This window comes from Chromobacterium sp. S0633 (genome assembly GCF_024158805.1).
In the GTDB taxonomy this organism is placed as follows: Bacteria; Pseudomonadota; Gammaproteobacteria; order Burkholderiales; family Chromobacteriaceae; genus Chromobacterium.
This window is the reverse complement of sequence record NZ_JAMZGH010000023.1, coordinates 41,920-62,635: the sequence shown is the minus strand read 5'-3', so window position 1 is coordinate 62,635 and position 20,716 is coordinate 41,920. Positions and strand designations below refer to the sequence as shown.

The window sequence follows — 20,716 nt, the reverse complement described above, 5'->3', positions numbered from 1 at the left end:
AAATGAATCGCTTCACCCCGTTGGCACTTTCGCTGTCATTTGCTTTTTTATTTGCCTCCGCCGCGCACGCGGACGGGGCGTTTCGCCAATCCGTCGGCGTGGACGAGGGCCTGGCCTCCGGCCTGGACATGATGCTGCTGAACTCCAGCCTGCTTCGCAACGGCGACAATGTCTGGGAGCGCGCGCGCGAAGGCTTCCAACTGCCAGAAGTGAACGCCGACATCGTGCGCCGCCAGGAACGCTTTTATGCCAGCAAGCCGGAATACTTCCGCCGCACGCTGGACCGCAGTAGAAAATATCTGTTTCACATCATGAACGAGGTGGAGCGCCGCGGCATGCCCACCGAACTGGCGCTGCTGCCGCTGGTGGAAAGCGCCTTCGTTCCCACCGCGAAATCCCATGTCGGCGCCTCCGGCCTGTGGCAATTCATGCCGGCCACCGGCCGCCACTACGGTCTGGAACAGACTTGGTGGTACGACGGCCGCCGCGACGTGATGGAAGCCACCCGCGCCGCGCTGGACTATCTGGAAAACCTGTACGGACAGTTTGGCGACTGGAATATCGCCTTGGCCGCCTATAACTGGGGCGAGGGCAACGTCTCCCGCGCCATCGCCCGGCTGCAGGCCAGCGGTCAGGAAGTGACGTACGAAAACATCCGCATGCCCAACGAAACGCGCAACTACGCGCCCAAGTTGCTGGCGGTGCGCAACATCCTCAACGATCCGGCCAAGTTCGGCGTGCGCCTGGACAAATTCCCCAACAAGCCTTATTTCGTCGCGGTTTCCACCGGCAAGCACATGAATATCGACATCGCCGCCAAGCTGGCCGGCGTGTCCATCGGGGAATTCAAAGAACTGAACCCGGCCTTCAACCTGCCGGTATACGCGCACAAAAACGGCCGCCAGATGCTGATCCCGGCGGCCAAGGCCGACAAGTTCCAAGCCAATCTGGCCAAGTGGGACAAGCCGCTGCTCACTTGGGAAGTCTACACTCCGCCCGCGGACGCCAACGTCAGCCTGATCGCCAGCGAGCACGGCATGAGCGCCGGCCAATTGATGAGCGCCAACAATCTGAGCAGCAGCTCGCTCAAGGCCGGCCAGCCGGTGCTGGTGGCGATGAGCAAGGATCAGCGCGACATCCGTCCGCTGGACGCCACCGACACCGCCTTGCCGGAAAGCGGCGACAGCGCCACCCTGTTGGCGCAGGCGGAAACGCCGCGCGCCGCGCCGGCGGTGATGGTCGCCTCGGCCCAAGCCGTCCCGCAAGCCACCCCCGTCGCTCAGGTTCAGACGCCGCCGGCCGCCGTCCAGCCCGCTCCCGCCCTGGCGGCAGCGCCGGAAGCCCCGCCGGCCCCGGCCAAAACCGTCCTCGTGGCGGCAGCGCCCGCGACAACGGCCACGGCCGACGCCGACGGCAATTACACCGTGGCCGCGGGCGACACCCTGTACAGCGTCGCCCGTCGCTTCAACCTTAGTCTGGACGATTTGAAAACGGCCAATCAGCTGGATTCCAACACCGTTCTGGTCGGCCAGGTGCTCAACGTCAATAAAACCCTGGACAAGGGCGTGACCCTGCTGGCGGACAGCCGCGCCAGCCAGGCTCAGCAAGACGCCTTGCTGAAAGTCAGCGGCCTGCAGATCAACCAGCGCGCCACCGGCAGCGTGCCGGCGGAATACGTGGTGCAGCGCGGCGACACCCTGTTCAGCATCGCCCGCCGCTTCGGCGTCAATCACAACGACATCCAGCGCTGGAACGATTCCCGCCAGTTGACCCGGCTGCAGCCGGGCCAGAAAGTGCGCATCCAGGGCCTGTAAGGACTTGGGCCGCAAGAAAAAGCCAGGGCGAGCCCTGGCTTTTTTCATGTCCGCCGCTAACGGCTGCGCCCCTGGCTGGCGCTGCTCAGCCAGTGCCACACCATCAGCAGCACCCCGCGGCTGGGCGGCGGCACCTGCATCAGGCTGGGCAGCAGCAACGCCAAATCCTCGCGCAAATGCTCGGCGACCAGATTGAACTCCGCGGTCAGCCAGTGGCAATACGAGGGCTTGTCCAGCGCCAGCGGACTGACCGCCTCGCTCAGCACCTCCGCCAGCATCGCCGGCTGATTGAAGCGCATGCCGTGAGCGGCGCGCATCAGCGTGCGCACGATGGCGCGGCGCTGCTCGGCGCCGTCGCTCAGGGCCGGCGTGTTCTGGGCCACCTCGCCCATCCGGTCCAGCAAGCTGCACAGTGCGCGCTGACGCCGCTGGATGGCGTCGAAACCCGCCGCGGGCAGGCCGGACTCCTGCACCACCGCCGCCACCAAGGCCCGCATCCGGATCAAGCGGCTGTTGAAACGCTCCAGCGCCAAGCCGGCGTCCACCTCGCGCCGCCGCGCGATCTTGCTGTACAGGGTGGCCGCTTCGCGCAAATTGTCCGCCAGCAAAAAACGCCAGCTGTCTATCGCCCGCAAAGGAAACAGGCCCGCGGCCACCAAGCCCAGCAAGGAACCGGCCAGCACATTGAAGCCGCGCCACAGCGCGGCCTCCACCGGCTCGTTGCCCAGGCCGGCGACAATCACCATGGTCAGCCCCACCAGCAGCGCCAGATATTCGCCCTTGCCCAGCGCGAACCAGGCGCTGAGCATCACCAGCGCCGTCATCCACAGATAGCAGGACAGCGGCGAATGGCGATACAAGGCCATGGCCACCAGGCCGGCCGCCGCCCCCAGCAAAGAGCCGCCCATGCGCTGCAAGGCCTTGCGCCTCACCCCGCCCCAGTGCGGCACGCTGCCCAGCACGATCAGAATGGTCACCAGCATCCAACTGCCATGCGGTATCTCGAACAGCAGGTTCAAGGCCAAACCCACCAAAAACGCCGCGGCCACCCGCAGCACATGCGCCTGCCGGGCGTACAGGTCCAGATAATACGGCGTCAGCAGAATGCGCCAGGAGCGCCAGCGGCTGCCTTCCATCTCTCACTCCATCGTCTTGCTGTCCAGCCAGATCGTCACCGGACCATCGTTGACCAGCGCCACCTGCATGTCCGCGCCAAACACCCCGGTGGGCACCGGCTTGCCCAAGGCCTGCGCCATCGAGGCGACAAATTGATCGAACAGGGGGCTGGAGCGCTCCGGCCGCGCCGCGCGCGAATACGACGGCCGATTGCCCTTCTTGGTGCTGGCGAACAAGGTGAACTGGCTGACCGCCAACACCTCGCCGCCGCAATCCAGCACCGAGCGGTTCATCACGCCGGCCTCGTCGTTGAAGATCCGCAGTTGGCTGAGCTTGCGCGTCAGCCAGGCGATATCCTCCGCCCCGTCTTCCTCCTCAATGCCCACCAGCAACAGCAGGCCGGGACCGATCTCTCCGGTCACGCGCCCTTCCACCGTCACCGACGCCTGCCTCGCCCTTTGCACCAATACCCGCATGTCCTCTCCTTGCCAGACCATCATAGATTCAAATCCCGGCCTGCATTCTAGAGCCAAGCGCGCCGCCGGTCACGACGACGGGCCAAGCCCGGCGCAGTCCAGTACAATGACGGCTGCTCAATAAGGATTCACCTCATGCTGATGGTCATCTCCCCAGCCAAGACGCTGGACTTCGACACCCCCGCCGCCACCGATCACTACACCCAGCCGGACTTTCTGCATCACAGCGCCGAACTGATTCAGGTGCTGCGCGCCAAGAGCCCGCTGGAAATCGGCAAGCTGATGAGCATCAGCGACGCGCTGGCTCAATTGAACGTGGGCCGCTACCACGACTGGCAAGCGCCGTTCAGCCCGGCCAACGCCAAACAGGCGGTGCTGGCCTTCAAGGGCGACGTCTACGAAGGCCTGAACGCCGCCAGCCTGGAGCCGGGGCAGATGAGCTATCTGCAAAACCATTTGCGCATCCTGTCCGGCCTCTACGGCGCGCTGCGGCCGCTGGACCTGATGCAGCCCTACCGGCTGGAGATGGGCACCCGCCTGAGCAACCCGCGCGGCAAAAACCTGTACGAGTTCTGGGGCGACACCGTCACCCACGCGCTGAACGCGGTGCTGGAGCAAAGAAAAGACCCGGTGCTGGTGAACTTGGCCTCGGAGGAATACTTCAAAGCGGTGAAGCCGGCCAAGCTCAACGGCAGCCTGATCACCCCGGTGTTCCAGGACCGCAAGAACGGCCAGTACAAAATCATCAGCTTCTACGCCAAGCGCGCGCGCGGCATGATGGCGCGCTGGGCCGCGCTGCATCAGGTCAGCCAGCCGGAGCAGCTCAAGCACTTCGACAGCGCCGGCTACGCCTTCGATGCGGCGGCCTCCAGCGAGCTCAACTGGGTGTTCCGCCGCGACCTGCCCTAAGAACCTCTAAAGTCTGCTGCGCTTCAGCGATACGGCGTTGAAAACCCCTTCGAAATGCTCATGTACCCCCGTACATTCCGCTTTCTCAGCCTCAACGCCTTGTCTCGCTCTGGCTCGCGAAATCGTAAACAGACGCTAAGACCCGCTAACAGCATCCCTGACCCTACGTCGCGCCTTCTTGTCCTAGGACTTACTGCCTGCGTCGGCGCGCCTTGGCTCAGCTTCTCTGTGCAGTTTTCTTAGCAGCCCCAACTAGGCGGAGACGGCGTTGACCAGCGCCTCTCCCCGCTCGAAAGCGCCGGCATTGCCCAAAGTGGTGTCGGCGATATTCATCAGTGCCTCGCGCGTCAGAAAGCCTTGGTGCGAAGTCACCAGCACATTGGGGAAAGTCAGCAGCCGCGCCAGCTGATCGTCCTGCAGCCCGCTTTCCGACAGATTCTCGAAAAACACGCCCTCTTCCATCTCGTACACGTCCAGGCCCACGCCGGACAAGCGCCCGGCCTTCAAGGCCTCCAGCAAGGCGGCGGTATCGATCAGGCCGCCGCGGCTGGTATTGATCAAGACCGCGCCCGGCTTCATCCGCGCCAGCGTTTCACGATTGACCACATGCCGGCTCTCCGCCGTCAGCGGCAGATGCAGACTGATCACGTCCGCCTGCCGCCAGACCTCCTCCAAGGACACGAACTCGCAGCCCAGGCTCGCCGCCAGCTCGGCGTTGGGATACAGATCGTAAGCCAGCACCCGCATGCCGAAGCCGCGTGCGATGGACATCGTGGCCTGGCCGATGCGGCCGGCGCCCAACACGCCCATGGTCTTGCCGTGCAAATCGAAACCCACCAGTCCATCCAAGGAAAAATCCATCTCCCGCACCCGGGTATAGGATTTGTGGATGCGGCGCACCACTGCCAGCAGCAAGGCGAAGGCGTGCTCGGCCACCGCGTGCGGCGAATAGGCCGGCACCCGGGTCACCGCGATGCCGTGCCGGCGGCAGGCCGCCAGATCCACGCCGTTGTAGCCGGCGCAGCGCAAAGTCACCAGCTTCACCCCCGCCGCCGCCAGTTTGGCCACCACCGCCGCGTCCAGCCTGTCGTTGACGAAGGGGCAGACCGCGTCCACGTCCTGAACCAGGCCCACGGTGTCCAGATTCAGACGCGGTTCGAAAAACTGCAATTGATGATGGTGGCTTTGATTGGCGGCCTCCAGCGCGTGGCGGTCGTAATTCTTGGCGTCGAAAACGGCAATGCGCATGCTGCGGCTCCTGAATGCGGATGGATGAAAGCACTATAAGGCAGCGCGGCATCCAGCAACAGCCTCCCTCTCGACGCCGCCGACGACGAGGACGCCGGAAAAATATGAACCACAGTAATAGCCTGGATGCATATTGATGATTTGACGACACCTGCTCTGTGCGCAATAAATTCACCTTGCCGGCAATACGATCAACCCTCTCCCAAGGGCGGACCACCGACATGGAAAATATTATTTCAGGTAATAGCAAATCCGGGCAGCTTGCCCCAGGCGCCCGTCAACCGGCGCGCGCCGGACTGGCCGCCTTTGTCGGCACCATGATCGAATGGTACGACTTCTACATCTACGGCACCGCCGCCGCCCTGGTGTTCGGCCAGTTGTTCTTCCCTCCCGGCGACCCCTTTCTCAGCCGCATGGCCGCGCTTGGCACCTTCGCCGTCGGCTTTTTCGCCCGTCCCCTCGGCGGCATCGTCTTCGGCCACCTGGGAGACAGGCTGGGCCGCAAAAAGTCCCTGGTCATCACCCTGATGCTGATGGGCATCGCCACCGTCTGCATCGGCCTATTGCCCACCTACCAGCAGATCGGCCTTTGGGCGCCCGTCGCGCTGGTGGCGCTGCGGGTGCTGCAAGGCGTCGCCGTAGGCGGAGAATGGGGCGGCGCGGTGCTGATCGCCGGCGAACACGCCGGCCGCCAACGCCGCACCTTGTTCGCCTCCTTTGCCCAACTCGGCAGCCCGGCCGGCTTGATCCTGTCCTTGCTGGCCTTCAAGTGGGTCACCGCCATGGAGCCGCAGGCCATGCTGGACTACGGCTGGCGGCTGCCCTTCCTCGCCAGCGCCGGCCTGCTGCTGATCGGCCTGCTGATTCGCTTGGGCGTGAACGAATCCCCCGAGTTTGAAACCAGCCGCCAACAGCGGGCCGCCAGCGCCGCGCCGCTGCTGGAGGTGGTGCGCAAGGCCTGGCCCTTGCTGCTGTTGTGCATAGGCGCCAACACCATAGGCATTGCCGGCGTCTATTTCACCAACACCTTCATGATCGTGTTCACCACCGAATACCTGGGCCTGGCCAAACCCGCGATTCTGGCCTGTCTGTTCTACGTCGCCTTCATTCAATTCGCCATCCAGCCGCTGGCCGCCTGGCTGGGCCAAAGATTCGGCGCCGCCCGCTTCCTGAAAATCGCCGCGGCGCTGGCCATCCTGTCCCCCTATCCGATGTTCGTGCTGGTCAAGCAAGGCGCGGCCAGCGGCAATGCCTGGTTGATGGTGATGGGCATCGCCATCTGCGTGATTTGCATGGCCAGCTTTTACTCGGTGATCGCCGGCTTCGTCAGCGGTATCTTCGAAACCCGGGTGCGCTATACCGCCATCTCCCTGTCCTACCAAGTCTGCGGCGCCATCGCCGGCGGTCTGACGCCTTTGATAGGCACCATGCTGGCCCAGCGCTACCACGGCGAATGGTGGCCGCTGGCGATATTCTATTCACTGATGTCCGCCGTCTCCCTGCTGTCCGTCGTGGCGCTGGACCGCCTGCGCCACCTCCATGCAGACCAAGCCTGAGGGGCCCCTCCATGCTGAACATAGACTCCGCCCGCCTATGGCAAAGCCTGCTTGCCATGTCTCAAATCGGCGCCACCGGCCGCGGCGGCGTCTGCCGCCTGGCGCTCAGCGCCGAGGATGTCGCCGCCCGGCGGCTGTTCTCCACTTGGTGCCGGCAAGCCGGCCTGAGCCTGGAGAGCGACGCCGTCGGCAATCTCTTCGCCCGCCGCCGGGGACGCTGCGCCGAACTGGCGCCGGTGATGATGGGCAGCCATCTGGACAGCCAGCCGGAAGGCGGCAATTTTGACGGCGTCTACGGCGTGCTGGCCGCCTTGGAAGTGATTCGCGCGCTGAACGACCATGATGTCGAAACGCGACGTCCGCTCGAGATCGCCTGCTGGACCAATGAAGAAGGCGCGCGCTTCGCGCCCGCCATGCTCGGCTCCTCTGTGTTTGCCGGCGAATTGCCGCTGGAACAGGCGCTGCGCGCCGCCGACAGCCAGGGCGTCACGCTGGCCGCCGCCTTGCAGGCCAGCGGCTGTCAGGGCCCCCGCGCAACGCCCGGCCCCATGCCGGACGCCTATTTCGAAGCGCACATCGAACAAGGCCCTGTTCTTGAATCGCGGCGGCTGCCGATCGGCGTGGTCAGCGGCGGACAAGGCATCTTGTGGCTGGAGGCGGAGCTTGAAGGCGCCGGCGCCCACGCCGGAACCACGCCGCGGGCATACCGCAGGGACGCGCTGCAGGCGGCGGCCGCCATCCTGACGCAATGGGAGAACGACGCGCCCAGCCGCTACCCACAAGCCTTGTGGACTTGCGGCCAGCTGACGATAAGCAAACCTTCGCGCAACACCGTGCCGGGCAAGGTTCAATTCAGCCTGGACTTGCGCCATCCGGACGCCGCCGGCCTGCAGCTCATGGCCAACGACATCTGCGAGCGGATCCGCAGCGTCGCGCAGGCGCGCGGCATCGCCGCCCGCATCGAAACGCTATGGCATGCCCCGCCCACCCCGTTCGACGCCGGCTGCCAGCGCTTGCTGGCCGAGGCCGCCGCCCGGCTGGGCTATCCCCACCAAGACATCGTCAGCGGCGCCGGCCACGACGCCATCGTGCTGGCTCGCCACTGTCCCAGCGCCATGGTCTTCATCCCCTGCCTCGACGGCATCAGTCATAACGAAGCCGAATCCATCGAACCCGAGCATGCGGCCATGGGCGCCAATGTGCTGCTCCACGCCGTGCTGGCTCGCGCCAACGCACAGGACAACGCCTCATGAAAACTTTTTTCCATCCGCTGCAACGCCGGCATCAACCGCAAAGCTATCTGTCTCGCGGCCAAATGCGCCAAGCGCAGGAAGTGCCGCAGCGCATCGACGCCCTATTGTCCGCGGTGCGTCAATTGCAATTCCCGCTCCACGAGCCCGCCGACCACGGCATGGCCCCCCTCGAAGCGGTGCATCAGCGCGACTACCTTGAATTCCTCCAGCACGGGCACGAGGCCTGGCTTGCCGCCGGCCAAGGCGAATGGGGCGATGAACTGATATCCAATATCTTTGTGCGTTCGCCCAACGCCGGTCGCGGCATCCTGGCCCAAGCCGCCAAACACCAGCTGGACGGCAGCTGCCCGATTGGCGCCGACACCTGGCTGGCCGCATATTGGTCGGCCCAGAGCGCGGTTTCGGCCGCGGCGGCCGTCCAGGCGGGAGAACGCTTCGCCTACGCCTTGTGTCGCCCGCCCGGCCATCATGCCCGTCCCGACGGCGCCGGCGGTTTCTGTTATCTGAACAATGCCGCCATCGCCGCGGAAAGCCTGCGCCCCGCCTGCCCTCGCATCGCCATCCTGGACACCGACATGCACCACGGCCAAGGCACTCAGGACATCTTCTATGCGCGCGACGGCACACTATTCGTCTCCATCCACGGCGATCCCACCAATTTCTACCCGGTGGTGGCCGGCTTCGCCGACGAATGCGGCGCAGGCGCCGGCCAGGGTCACAATCTGAACCTGCCCCTGCCCCATGGCAGCGATGAAGAGGCCTTCTTCCGACAACTGGAACCGGCCTGTGCCGCAATCCACCACTTCCAGGCCGACGCTCTGGTGCTGTCGCTGGGCTTCGACATCTACCAGGAGGACCCGCAATCCAAAATCGCCTTCAGCAGCCCCGGCTTCGCCCGCCTGGGTCGGCGGATCGCTCAATTGCGCCTTCCCACCGTCATCGTGCAGGAAGGCGGCTATCACCTGGACAGCCTGGGCCGCAACGCCGGACAGTTCTTCTCCGGCCTGCTGCGGCCCTGAGCGCGAGAGGCTTCGCATGGAAAAGCGCGCCAACACTGTGGAAGCCGTCTTCGGCCGGCTTAACGACACCCTGGACTGGAACCTGCTGCGCACCTATCTGGTCATCGTCGAAGAGCGCGGCATCAGCCGCGCCGCCGTCCGCCTGCACCTGACTCAGCCGGCGATCAGCCGTTCCTTGCAAAGACTGGAAGAACATCTGAACATGCGCCTGATCAGCCAGCGCTCGCCGCAGCACTTCGCCTTGACCAAGGCCGGGGAGGAGGTTTATCGCATCGCCGGCGAAGTGCGCGGAGCGGTGTCCCGGCTGCAACTTGGCTTGCAGCAAACGCCCCATCACCACGATGTCGCCGGCCTGATGGTCCTGCTGACCATCAGCCGCATCGAATCAGCCGTCTACGACAAATGTCTGGCCGAATTCCATCGCTGCCATCCACGCGTGGACTTGCGCATTGACGTGATGCGCAGCGCCGACATCATCAACTCGCTGCAGCAGAAAACAGCCGGCCTGGGCCTGAGCCTGTCCCGCTTCGCCGTGGACAAACTGGAGCAAGTCTGTATTTTCCCGCAGCGCTTTGCGCTGTATTGCGGCCGACATCACAGGCTGTTTGGCGAAATGGACTTGCAACTGACCGATCTGCTGACGGAAAACTTCGTCAGTTTTTCCAGCGATCAACTGGGCGACTGCCTGTCTCCGCTGACCATTTTCCGCGAACAAGCCGGCTTCACCGGCCGCATCGTCGCCAGTTCTCCCAGCCTGGACGAGATTCGCCGCATGATCTTCGCCGGCTACGGCATCGGCGCGTTGCCGGAACATAGCGTCGCCAACGACATTGTGCAGCAGCGCTTATGGCGGCTGCCGCCGGAACAAGGCGTCGCCGATATCGACATCTACCTGATGTGGCATCGCGAGCGCAGCCTCAGCGCCGCGGAAACCGCCTTCCTGAAATTTTTCCGGACATTCATGCTGGCCTACCCGCCCTGTGAACGACTGGGCGCCGTCAGCGGCATTTGAAAGGCAAACTCATGGACCAAGCCGCCTTACGCCCATCCCCAAGCATGCCGGCGACGATTCCGATGCTGACACTGCTCCGCCAGAACCTGGAGCAGCTGCGGCGGGAGCCGCAGCCGGAATGGCCGCAATTGGAACACGCGTTGGCGCAAGTGGAAAAGACGCTGGAGCAAAATCTGGTGGAACTGAGCGGAGTCAACGCCGCGCTGGCCACCTTGGCCGGCCTGCTAAGCCATCATGAAGACCGGGCGCTGTCCGGCCCCGGAGTGCAGGCGCTGCTGGAACCCTTGCAACTGAAGCTGGAAGATATTTTCCGGCAGTTGAACGAACTGGCTTAATCGAGAAGGAAAGTAAAACGCAAAAAACCCGAAGCCGTTTGGCTTCGGGTTTTTTAACTTGGTTGCGGGGGCAGGATTTGAACCTACGACCTTCGGGTTATGAGCCCGACGAGCTACCAGACTGCTCCACCCCGCGTCTGATCTGTCTGCTGTGTTTCGTGCAGAGGAGCGAACTATACCCCGCCCCGTTTTTCTGGTCAAGCGTTTTGGAAAAAAAGATTTCTGATGCGGGGAAAGTTCGCACCAAGACGATTCATACTTGTTAACAGTTGATCTTTACTACCACACACCTGATCAACAAAGACCGTCTAAAGTGAACTCAAGGTCAGCGCAGTCGTTCTCCCCGAGCGATTGCGGCCCGAGAAGTCAGATGCCTGTCTGCCAACAGGCGCTGCCGATGCGGGCGCGATCTTGTGCATTTTGGAAGACATTGCCGCTGCGGTTTCGACTGCCAGCGAAGCCGCAAAACAAGCAGCCGTGTCTTTCCTCCTAAGTGTTCATCACGGAACTTCAGGGCCGCTTTTGCGGCCCTTTTTTTTGTCTATTCGCCCGAGATCCGCTTCAAAGCGCGGCCATGGCCACGGCGGCTTCGCGGCGCATCTTCCGCCTATACAGCAAGGTCATCAGGCACAGCCCACCCATCACGCCGTAGCTGATGAAGGGCGCCACCAGCAGAAAACGCTCCACCGGCCAGGTCCAGGCCAGATAAGCGCGCCCGCCCGCCTCCAGGCTCAAGCCCAAGCCCCACCACAACGTCATCCGCTGGATGGCGCGCCTGAAGCCATCCGCGCGCCATAGTTGTTCGAACCGCTCCCGCCCCTGCTCCGATTCCCGCGCCAAGGTCGCCCGCGCCAGATAGAACACCAGCGGCCGACGCAGCGCCAAGGACAGCAGAAAGCCGCAGCCGATCAAACCGGTGATCAGGGACTCGCGCAGCAACAGCAGGCGCACGTCGCCGCCCAGCAGCATGGCCAGCAAGGACAAGCCTATGCCCAACAACACCAGCAGGCTCAAAGCGTCCACGCGCCGGAAGCGCAACAGCTCGATCACGCTCCACAGCACCGGCGGCAAGGCGGAAAACATCAGCGCGCCGGCTTCGCCCCAGCGCGGCTCGCCATAGCGGTAGCACAACCAGGGCAGCAGGAAATTGACGATGATTTCCAGTATCAGTTTTGCGCGTTTCGGCACGGCGCCTCCGCCTTCAAATGCAAAAAGCATGAACAATTTGCATCGAAACGTCAACTGCCTGACTTGAGTTTTTCGCAGGGGGAGAAAAAGGACGGGCCAAAAACAAAGCCCCGCATTTTGCGGGGCTTCATCTGTAATCTGCGCAATGGAATGGACAAACGCAGGGGAGTGGCATCAGGCGGCCGCCTGAATGAAGGCGTTGGCGGGATACAAGGCGCTGGCCAAGCCCAAGGCGGACTTGAAAGTCACTTCAAACATCTTGCCAACCTGTCGAATGCTGACCACTTCGTAATGCATGGTAGAGCCGCTGTCCTTGTGCTCAAGGATTTTGTAGCCGGGTTTCAGTTGAGAAATTTTCATGATGGTTCATTCCTTTTTCTTTTTTTTGGGTTGTTCAAAATTCATTTCATCTAGAGACATACCATATTTTCAAAAGTTCCGCCAGCCGGACGAGAATGTTTCGCATTTGGCTTGCAGTGAATGTAACAGCCTCAGATGACAGCCCGGTGAAGGTTTCGGGGCCGCGAAATGACGCGGCCCCTGCATGCCAATATGACAGCAGGGGCCGCGGGACCCAACTAGTAAAAAGAACAGTCAGGATTAGGAACTACCGGCTCAGCCTATGCGCATGCCCGGCTTGGCGCCTTGATCGGCGTCCAGCAGGAACAGGCCTTCGCTGTCGTCCTGGCCGGAAGCGCAGACGATCATGCCCTGCGATACGCCGAAGCGCATCTTGCGCTCGGCCAGATTGGCCACCACCACCACATTGCGGCCCACCAGTTTTTCCGGCTCCTGATAAGCCTTGCGGATGCCGGAGAAGATGTTGCGCTTCTCAAAGCCCATATCCACTGTGAACTGCAGCAGTTTGTCCGAGCCTTCGACGAAGTTGCACTCCAGCACCTTGCCGATGCGCAGGTCCAGCTTGGCAAAGTCGTCGATCTTGATGGTTTCGGCCAGCGGCTCGTATTGAGCGGCGGCCGGGGTGTCTGCGGTGGCTTGCATATTCTGTTTGTTCGCTTCTATCAGTTTGTCGATCAGCACCGGGTCGATGCGCTGCATCAGGTGCTGGTAGGCGTGGATCTTCTTGCCCAGCAGCAGGTTGGCGGCGTCGCTCCAGGCGAGCGGCGCCACGTCGAGGAAGGCTTCCACGCCTTCGGCCAGCTTGGGCAGTACCGGCTTCAGGTAAATGGTGAGCAGGCGGAAGGCGTTGATTAATACGGTGCAGACTTCCTGCAAGCGCGCGTCCTGGCCTTCCTGCTTGGCCAGTTCCCACGGCTTGTTGGCGTCCACGTAGGCGTTGACCACGTCCGCCAGCGCCATCACGTCGCGCAGCGCCTTGGCGTATTCGCGCGCTTCGAAGGCGGCGGCCAGCTCATCGGCGGCGGCCTGCAGCTTGGCGAGGATGTCGCCGTCGCTAACCTGGCTGGCCAGCATGCCGTCAAAGCGCTTGGCGATGAAGCCGGCGGAGCGGCTGGCGATGTTGACGAACTTGCCCACCAAGTCGGAATTCACCCGCGCGACGAAGTCGTTCAGGTTCAGATCGATGTCTTCGATGCGGCCGTTCAGTTTGGCGGCGATGTAATAGCGCATCCATTCCGGATTCAGGCCGCAATCCAGATAGCTCTTGGCCTGGATGAAGGTGCCGCGCGACTTGGACATCTTCTGCCCGTCCACGGTGAGGAAGCCGTGGGCGAACACGCCGGTGGGCGCGCGCAGGCCGGAGTAGTTCAGCATCGCCGGCCAGAACAGCGCGTGGAAGTACAGGATGTCCTTGCCGATGAAATGGTACATCTCGGTACGGCTGTCCTTGCCGAACCACTCGTCGAAATTCAGGCCGCTGCGATCGCACAGGTTCTTGAAGCTGGCCATGTAGCCGATGGGCGCGTCCAGCCACACATAGAAGTACTTGCCCGGCGCGCCGGGGATTTCAAAGCCGAAGTACGGCGCGTCGCGGCTGATGTCCCAGTCCTGCAGGCCGCCGGAAATCCACTCGTTCATCTTGTTCAGCGATTCCGGCTGCAAATGCGGCTGGGTCGCGCCGTCGGCGCGCACGCTGCTGCCGCCGGTCCATTGCTTGAGGAAGTCGGCGCACTCGCCCAGACGGAAGAAATAGTGCTCGGAGGTTTTCAGCACCGGCTTGGCGCCGGACACCGCCGAGTACGGGTTCTTCAGTTCGGTGGGGTTGTAAGTGGCGCCGCAGACTTCACAGTTGTCGCCGTATTGATCCTTGGCGCTGCACTTGGGGCATTCGCCCTTGACGAAGCGGTCCGGCAGGAACATCTGCTTTTCCGGGTCGAACAACTGCTCAATGGTGCGGCAGGCGATCTTGTCGTCGGCTTTCAAGGCCAGATACACCTGCTCCGCCAGCGCCTTGTTCTCCGGGCTATTGGTGCTGTAGTAGTTGTCGTGGCCGATCAGGAAGCCCTGAGAATCCGCCAGGTGCAGTTCGCGCACGCTGTCCACCAACTGCTCCGGGGTGATGCCCTGTTTTTCCGCCGCCAGCATGATGGGGGCGCCGTGGGTGTCGTCGGCGCAGACGTAATAGCATTCGTGGCCGCGCATCTTCTGGAAGCGCACCCAGATATCGGTCTGAATCTGTTCCAGCATGTGACCCAGATGCAGCCCCGCGTTGGCGTAAGGCAGTGCGCTGGTCACCAGAATCTTGCGTTTGCTCATTAGGATTGTTCCAAAGGTGCGATCTGAAACGATCGATTATAGAGGCAGTCGCCCCCGGCGGTCACGACGGATATCCGGGAAACAGCGGCCATCAAGACAAAGCCCGGCCGCGCATGCGGGCCGGGCTGTGCCAGCGGGGACGGGTTCGGGCTCAGGAAGCCTGATTGGCCAGTTCCGGCTGCTTGGCCTCGGCCTGTTGCGCGCGCTCCAGCATGGCCCCGCGCACGGTGCGGCGCGCCACCTGCACATAGGCCAGCGAGAAGGCCAGCGACAGGCAGGCGAAGCCGAGCATGCCGGCCTGCTGGTAAGCGATGCGGAACAGCTCCACGCCCAGCGCGTAGCCGGCCATGGACAACATGCTCATGCTGGCGGACACCGTGCCCTTGCCGGCGGCGTCGCAGGACATCAGCGCAAAACGGTAGAGCACGCCAAACGCCAGGCCTTCGCCGAAAGCCATCAGCGTCATGCCGGCCACCATGAAGTATTGCGGATGCGCGGACAACAGCACGCCGGACAGCATCAGGCTGAGGCCGATCACGATGGGCCACATGCCGATCAGCGCGGAACGGCCCAGCGGCCAGCGGCCGGCCACCAGCACCAGCGCCAGATTGCCGGCGATCAGGCCGCCGAACACCGGCAGCTGCATCAGGCCGTATTCCAGCGCGCTCATGTGCAGATCATTCACCAGCAGCACCGGCGACATGGCGATCCAGCCCATCAGCGGCAGCGCCAGCAGCGGGATGCACAGCGCGGACAGCACGAAGCGGCCGTTGCCGAACACTTTCAGATAATCGCGGCCCATCTGCGCCAGCGGCAGCTTCTCGTGGCTGGGCTGGGTGGTTTCCGGCATTTTCCAGATCAGGCCCAGCAAGGCCAGGAAGGACAGCGCGGCGATCAGCAGGAAGCTGGTGCGCCACGGCGCCAGCTCCATCAGCGCGGCGCCGGCCAGCGGGCCGGCCAGCGGCGCGATCAGCGCCACATTGGCCATCAAGGCGGTGACCTTGACCGCGGCTTTTTCTTCAAAGGCTTCCTGCACCGCGGCGTAACCGACGGCGTTGATGAAGCACAGGCCAATGCCCTGCAGCAGACGCAGCGCGATGAAGGCCTCGATGGAGTTCACCAGATAGGTGGCCAGGCAGGTCACGGTGAAGTAGGCGACGCCGAACAGCAGCACCGGCCGGCGGCCGATGCGGTCGGACAGAGGGCCGGTCAGCCAGGACAGCAGCGCGCCGCCCAGCAGGAAGGCGGTCATGGACGCCGGCACCCAGGAGGCGTCGACCAGGAATTCCCGGGTGACCGCCAACATGGCCGGCTGCACCATGTCGTTGCAGATGTAGACGGCGAATTCGAACAGAACCAGGGCCAGCGGAAACAATAGATTGGAACGGCTAAGCTTTGCGTGTAGAGCGGACATTAGGGAGATGCAGCCTTTCTGAGACCGGCAAGCGGCGCGCTTGCCCATGCGGCCGGACGGACAAGGGCCAAATAAAGCGAAAAAGGGGCGCAATTGTACCTGCAGAAAGCCTAGCGCGCAAAGCAATTTTTGCCACAAACACAATAAAAACAGCAATTTGCAACTCAAACACCCCACGCCCCCGCCAAGAGAAGCGAGACGAGCGCGCAGGCGCCGGCCAAGCCATCGTCGATCGCTCCGGCTCGGCGCCACGGCGCGATTGATAGAAAAACAATCAATAAGCTTATGCTTATTAATATGAGTAAAGCGCGGGGAATATCGGTAAAATCGCCGCTTTTCGCCGTATTCCCCGGCGCGGCCGTGCGGGCTCCCGCCAGCGGCGCCCCGCCGGGCGAAGCTTTTTTATCAGGATTCCAAGCTCGTCTGACCTCGCTCAAAATGCCGACGCTGCGCCGTCGCTACGCTGAGCCCAGCTCGCCGCCCCACCCCAAAACCCGCCCCTGCGCTTTGACGCCAAGCCGGCCCGGGCGGCCAGCGGAACCGGACGACAAAACCAATAGATTAAGGGGTTTCCCATGACCTTGACCGTCATCGCCACGCTAGCCGTCACGCTGGCCTTGTTGGCGCTGCTGTGGCAGCAGCAACGCACTCACGTCTCCTTCACCAAGCGGGTCTTCACCGGCCTGGCGCTGGGCGTCGCCTTCGGCGCCGCGCTGCAATGGCTGGCCCAACCCGGCTCGCCGGCGCTGGCCGCCTGCCTGGAACTGTGCGAAATCATCGGCTCCGGCTACGTCAAGCTGCTGCAGATGATCGTGATCCCGCTGATCATGGTGTCCATCATCGCCGCGCTGCTGAAGCTGGAAGGCGGCTCCTCGCTGGGCAAGATCAGCGCCGCCACTCTGGGCGTGCTCTTGTTCACCACCATGCTCGCCGCCGGCGCCGGCATTCTGATGGCCAATCTGTTCGGCCTCAGCGCCGAGGGCCTGACCGCCGGCGCCGCCGAGGTGGCGCGCGGCGAATCGCTGGTGAAGAACCTGAGCACGGTGGAGGACTTGTCCTTCAGCAAGCTGGTGCTGGACTTCCTGCCGGCCAACCCCTTCCTTGACATGACCGGCGCGCGCAAGACCTCCACCATCGCGGTGGTGATCTTCTCCGTGCTGATCGGCCTGTCCGCCACCGGCATCGCCCGCAAAAAACCCGAGCTGTTCGCCAGCTTCAGCCATTTCATCGCCGTGGCCCAGGCCATCGTGATGCGCATGGTGACCCTGGTGCTGCGCCTGACCCCTTACGGCGTATTCGCGCTGATGACCAAGGTGGTGTCCGGTTCCAGCTGGGCCGACATCGTCAACCTGATCAACTTCGTGCTGGCTTCCTACGGCGCGATGCTGCTGATGTTCGCCGTGCACCTGCTGCTGGTGGGCCTGGCCGGCGTCAATCCGCTGCGCTGGACTAAAAAAGTGATCCCGGTGCTGACCTTCGCCTTCACCTCGCGCACCAGCGCCGGCTCCATCCCGATGAACGTGGCCACCCAGAACAAGCTGCTGGGCATTCCGGACGGCATCGCCAACTTCGCCGCCTCCTTTGGCGCCACCATCGGTCAGAACGGCTGCGCCGGCATCTACCCGGCCATGCTGGCGGTGATGATCGCCCCCACCGTGGGCGTCAATCCGATGGATCTGCACTTCATCGTGCCGCTAATCGCCATCATCACCATCAGTTCCTTCGGCGTGGCCGGCGTTGGCGGCGGCGCCACCTTCGCCGCGCTGATCGTGCTGTCCGCGCTGGACTTCCCGGTGGCGCTGGCCGGCCTGCTGATCTCGATCGAGCCCTTGATCGACATGGGCCGCACCGCGCTCAATGTCAGCGGCTCCATCACCGCCGGCACCGTGACCAGCCGCCTGCTGGGCCAGACCGATATGCAGGTGTTCAATAGCGACCGCGAGATCAATCTGGACGAAGAAATGGCTTAACAAGCTGCGCGAGACTCCGCCTTGAAAACCGCCTGGGAATGCCTATTTACAACCTGTAAATCCAGCATACTAGGCGGTTTTTCCATTAAAGCCGCCAACTGCCCCACAATGCGGCACAGCAACAACCCGGACGGGAACACACTATGAAAATCGTCATCATCGGCGGCGAAGCCGCCGGCATGAGCGCGGCGGCCAAGGCGCGCCGCAGCGCGCCTCAAGCCGAAATCGACGTCTACGAGATGTCCGACATCATCTCTTTCGGCGCTTGCGGCCTGCCCTACTTCGTCGGCGGCGAGTTCGACGAGCCCGGCTATATGGCCGAATTCAGCGTGGAAGACTTCGCCAAGCGCAATATCCGCGTGCACACCGGCCACCAGGCGCTGAGCATAGACCCCGCCTCCAAGCGGGTGCGCGTGCGCCGGCTGGCGGACGGCGAAGCCTTCGACGCCACTTACGACAAACTGATGATCGCCACCGGCGCCAGCGAAATCCGCCCCCCGCTGCCGGGCCTGGACTTGCCGGGCGTGCATACGCTGCGGGTGATGGAAGACGGCCTGGCGCTGCGCGCGGCCGCGGCCCGCGAGGAAGTGCGCGAAGTCGCCATCATCGGCGCCGGCTTCATCGGCCTGGAGTTGGCCGAAGCCATGGTCCGCCTGGGCAAGCGCGTGCGGCTGATCCAGCTGGCGGAACGGGTGATGCCGGACGCCTTCGACGCCGAAATCACCGGCCTGATGGAGCAGGAGCTGCGCGAACACGGCGTGGCCTTGCACCTGTCCGAGGCCGTCACCGCGCTGCGCGGCGACGGCGCGGTGCAAAGCGTGCTCACCGAGCGCGGCGAATACCCGGCCGATCTGGTGGTGCTGAGCATAGGCATACGCCCCAACACCGCCTTCGCCGCCGACGCCGGCCTGCAGCGCCTGGGCAACGGCGCCATCGTGGTCAACGCCTACGGCGAAACCAGCCTGCCGGACATCTACGCCGCCGGCGACTGCGCCGCCGCGCCGCATCAGCTGACCGGCCAACCGGTCTACGTGGCGCTGGCCACCGGGGCCAACAAGCTGGGCCGGCTGGTGGGCGAGAACCTGGCCGGCGGCCGCCAGGCCTATCCGGGCACCCTGGGCTCCGCCGCGGTGCGGGTGCTGTCGCTGGACGCCGCGCGCACCGGCTTGTCCGAAGCCCAGGCGCGCGCCGCCGGCTTTGATTGCCAAAGCGTGCTGGTCAAGGACAAGAACCACACCAACTACGTGCCGGGCCAGGCGGAAGTCCACGTCAAACTCTGCTACGAAACCGGCAGCCGGCGGCTGCTGGGCGCGCAGATGATAGGCCGCAACGGCGATGTGGTGCATCGGCTGGACGCGCTGGCGGTAGCCATCGCCAAGGGCGTCAGCGCGCGCGAACTGGGCATGATGGACTTCTGCTACGCGCCGCCCTTCGCCCGCACCTGGGACGTGCTCAACGTCGCCGGCAACGTGGTCAAATAAGCCAGGCCGGCAGCCCCCGCCCGCCCGCGCCGATGCCAGCGCGGGCAAGTTGGGGTAAACTGCCGGACAGCCAAAGATTCAACGGATGTCCTCCCCATGCTCTCCAAGCTCACCCGCCTTTTCCAGTCCTCACCGGGAACCGAAAACAGCATGTCACTCAGCGATGCTCAAGTGCTGGAAGCCGTGTCCAGCCTGATCGACGACAACACCGGCAAACCCTTCGTCGCCGCCAAGGCGGTGAAAAACATCAAGATCAGCGACGCCGAACTGTCGCTGGACGTGGTGTTGGCCTATCCGGCCAACAGCCAGCACGAACCGGTTCGCCTGCGCTTTGAAGCCGCGCTGGCGCCGCTGGCCGAGCAACGCACACTCAGCGTGCGCGTGGGCAGCCTGATCACCAGCCACTCCGCCCAGCGCGGCGTGCCGCTGCTCTCCGGCGTCAAGAACGTGATCGCCGTCGCCTCCGGCAAGGGCGGGGTGGGCAAATCCACCACCGCGGCCAACCTGGCGCTGGCGCTGTCCGCGGAAGGCGCGCGCGTCGGCATCCTGGACGCCGACATCTACGGCCCGTCCCAGCCGCTGATGATGGGCTTGCAGGGCCAGCGTCCGGAAACCCCGGACGGCAAAAGCCTGAAGCCGCTGGAAAGCCACGGCGTGCAGACCATGTCCATCGGCTATCTGGTGGACGCGGACCAGGCCATGGTCTGGCGCGGCCCCATGGTCAGCCAGGCGCTGCAACAGCTGCTCAACGACACCCGCTGGGACAATCTGGACTATCTGGTGATCGACATGCCGCCGGGCACCGGCGACATCCAGCTGACGCTGTCTCAAAAAGTGCCAGTCACCGGCGCCGTCATCGTCACCACTCCGCAAGACATCGCGCTGCTGGACGCGCGCAAGGGCGTCACCATGTTCCAGAAAGTGGGCATCCCCATCCTGGGCATGGTGGAGAACATGGCCATCCACGTCTGCTCCCACTGCGGCCACGCCGAACACATCTTCGGCGAAGGCGGCGCGGCGAGGATGGCGGCGGACTTCGGCGTGGACGTGCTGGGCTCCCTGCCGCTGGACATGGGCATCCGCCTGGCGGCGGACGGCGGCACCCCCACGGTGGCGGCCGACCCGGACGGCAAGGTGGCGGAACTGTACAAGGCCATCGCCCGCAAAGTGGCGGTGAAGGTGGGCGAGAAAGCCCAGGACTTCTCCGGCAAATTCCCCAAGATCGTCATCCAGAACAACTGACAAACGC

The 20,716-nt window shown here is 63.8% G+C and carries 17 protein-coding genes and 1 tRNA gene; 10 read left to right on the top strand and 8 right to left on the bottom strand.

Annotated features, from left to right (window positions below):
* Positions 1-2 precede the first annotated feature (2 nt).
* The gene (locus tag NK214_RS14460) at positions 3-1,814 is read left to right on the top strand and encodes a LysM peptidoglycan-binding domain-containing protein (RefSeq protein ID WP_253314834.1); all 1,812 of its coding nucleotides are present in this window, start codon (positions 3-5) and stop codon (positions 1,812-1,814) included.
* A 56-nt stretch (positions 1,815-1,870) separates the two neighbouring features.
* On the opposite strand, the gene NK214_RS14455 is transcribed toward NK214_RS14460, so the two are convergent.
* Together NK214_RS14455 and dtd are read right to left on the bottom strand one after the other, a co-directional pair.
* Complete coding sequence (locus tag NK214_RS14455) at positions 1,871-2,950, bottom strand: FUSC family protein (RefSeq protein WP_253314833.1); 1,080 nt, start codon at positions 2,948-2,950, stop codon at positions 1,871-1,873.
* Positions 2,951-2,953: 3 nt separating this feature from the next.
* Positions 2,954-3,406 carry a D-aminoacyl-tRNA deacylase gene (dtd, locus tag NK214_RS14450; RefSeq protein WP_253314832.1) on the bottom strand — a complete coding sequence of 151 codons (453 nt, stop codon included), beginning with the start codon at positions 3,404-3,406 and terminating at the stop codon, positions 2,954-2,956.
* 135 nt (positions 3,407-3,541) lie between these two features.
* Here dtd and yaaA point away from each other — a divergent pair, with 135 nt between their 5' ends.
* A complete protein-coding gene (gene yaaA / locus NK214_RS14445) occupies positions 3,542-4,315 on the top strand; it encodes a peroxide stress protein YaaA (protein ID WP_107798427.1) in 774 nt (257 codons plus the stop codon).
* Positions 4,316-4,567: 252 nt separating this feature from the next.
* On the opposite strand, the gene NK214_RS14440 is transcribed toward yaaA, so the two are convergent.
* The gene (locus NK214_RS14440; RefSeq protein ID WP_227104620.1) at positions 4,568-5,563 is read right to left on the bottom strand and encodes a 2-hydroxyacid dehydrogenase; all 996 of its coding nucleotides are present in this window, start codon (positions 5,561-5,563) and stop codon (positions 4,568-4,570) included.
* Between the two features lie 221 nt (positions 5,564-5,784).
* Here NK214_RS14440 and NK214_RS14435 point away from each other — a divergent pair, with 221 nt between their 5' ends.
* From NK214_RS14435 to NK214_RS14415, 5 genes are all read left to right on the top strand, one after another.
* Entirely contained in the window at positions 5,785-7,119 is a 1,335-nt protein-coding gene (locus NK214_RS14435) for an MFS transporter (protein ID WP_253314831.1), read from the top strand.
* Between the two features lie 11 nt (positions 7,120-7,130).
* Positions 7,131-8,372: a Zn-dependent hydrolase gene (locus NK214_RS14430; protein WP_253314830.1), complete on the top strand. Its 1,242-nt coding sequence runs from the start codon at positions 7,131-7,133 to the stop codon at positions 8,370-8,372.
* Complete coding sequence (locus tag NK214_RS14425; RefSeq protein WP_253314829.1) at positions 8,369-9,391, top strand: histone deacetylase family protein; 1,023 nt, start codon at positions 8,369-8,371, stop codon at positions 9,389-9,391. The genes NK214_RS14430 and NK214_RS14425 overlap by 4 nt, the downstream gene beginning before the upstream one ends.
* Positions 9,392-9,407: 16 nt before the next feature.
* A complete protein-coding gene (locus NK214_RS14420; RefSeq protein WP_253314828.1) occupies positions 9,408-10,403 on the top strand; it encodes a LysR family transcriptional regulator in 996 nt (331 codons plus the stop codon).
* A 62-nt stretch (positions 10,404-10,465) separates the two neighbouring features.
* A complete protein-coding gene (locus NK214_RS14415) occupies positions 10,466-10,738 on the top strand; it encodes a DUF1484 family protein (RefSeq protein ID WP_253314827.1) in 273 nt (90 codons plus the stop codon).
* A 59-nt stretch (positions 10,739-10,797) separates the two neighbouring features.
* Here the strand turns inward: NK214_RS14415 and NK214_RS14410 are convergent.
* From NK214_RS14410 to NK214_RS14390, 5 genes are all read right to left on the bottom strand, one after another.
* Positions 10,798-10,874: transfer RNA gene (locus NK214_RS14410), tRNA-Met, on the bottom strand.
* A gap of 425 nt (positions 10,875-11,299) precedes the next feature.
* Entirely contained in the window at positions 11,300-11,926 is a 627-nt protein-coding gene (locus NK214_RS14405) for a VC0807 family protein (protein ID WP_253314826.1), read from the bottom strand.
* Between the two features lie 174 nt (positions 11,927-12,100).
* Positions 12,101-12,286, bottom strand: coding sequence for a hypothetical protein (locus tag NK214_RS14400; RefSeq protein ID WP_019103612.1), 186 nt, complete (start codon positions 12,284-12,286; stop codon positions 12,101-12,103).
* Positions 12,287-12,541: 255 nt separating this feature from the next.
* Positions 12,542-14,602, bottom strand: coding sequence for a methionine--tRNA ligase (gene metG / locus NK214_RS14395; protein WP_253314825.1), 2,061 nt, complete (start codon positions 14,600-14,602; stop codon positions 12,542-12,544).
* 151 nt (positions 14,603-14,753) lie between these two features.
* Positions 14,754-16,016, bottom strand: coding sequence for an MFS transporter (locus tag NK214_RS14390; RefSeq protein ID WP_107800310.1), 1,263 nt, complete (start codon positions 16,014-16,016; stop codon positions 14,754-14,756).
* Positions 16,017-16,591: 575 nt separating this feature from the next.
* On the opposite strand from NK214_RS14390, the gene NK214_RS14385 reads away from it, so the two are divergent.
* The 3 genes from NK214_RS14385 to apbC all read left to right on the top strand — a co-directional run bounded on the left by NK214_RS14385 (position 16,592) and on the right by apbC (position 20,709).
* The gene (locus NK214_RS14385) at positions 16,592-17,986 is read left to right on the top strand and encodes an L-cystine transporter (protein ID WP_235087131.1); all 1,395 of its coding nucleotides are present in this window, start codon (positions 16,592-16,594) and stop codon (positions 17,984-17,986) included.
* Positions 17,987-18,129: 143 nt separating this feature from the next.
* A complete protein-coding gene (locus tag NK214_RS14380) occupies positions 18,130-19,467 on the top strand; it encodes a CoA-disulfide reductase (protein WP_253314824.1) in 1,338 nt (445 codons plus the stop codon).
* 150 nt (positions 19,468-19,617) lie between these two features.
* Positions 19,618-20,709 carry an iron-sulfur cluster carrier protein ApbC gene (apbC, locus tag NK214_RS14375; protein ID WP_253314823.1) on the top strand — a complete coding sequence of 364 codons (1,092 nt, stop codon included), beginning with the start codon at positions 19,618-19,620 and terminating at the stop codon, positions 20,707-20,709.
* Positions 20,710-20,716: the final 7 nt, after the last annotated feature.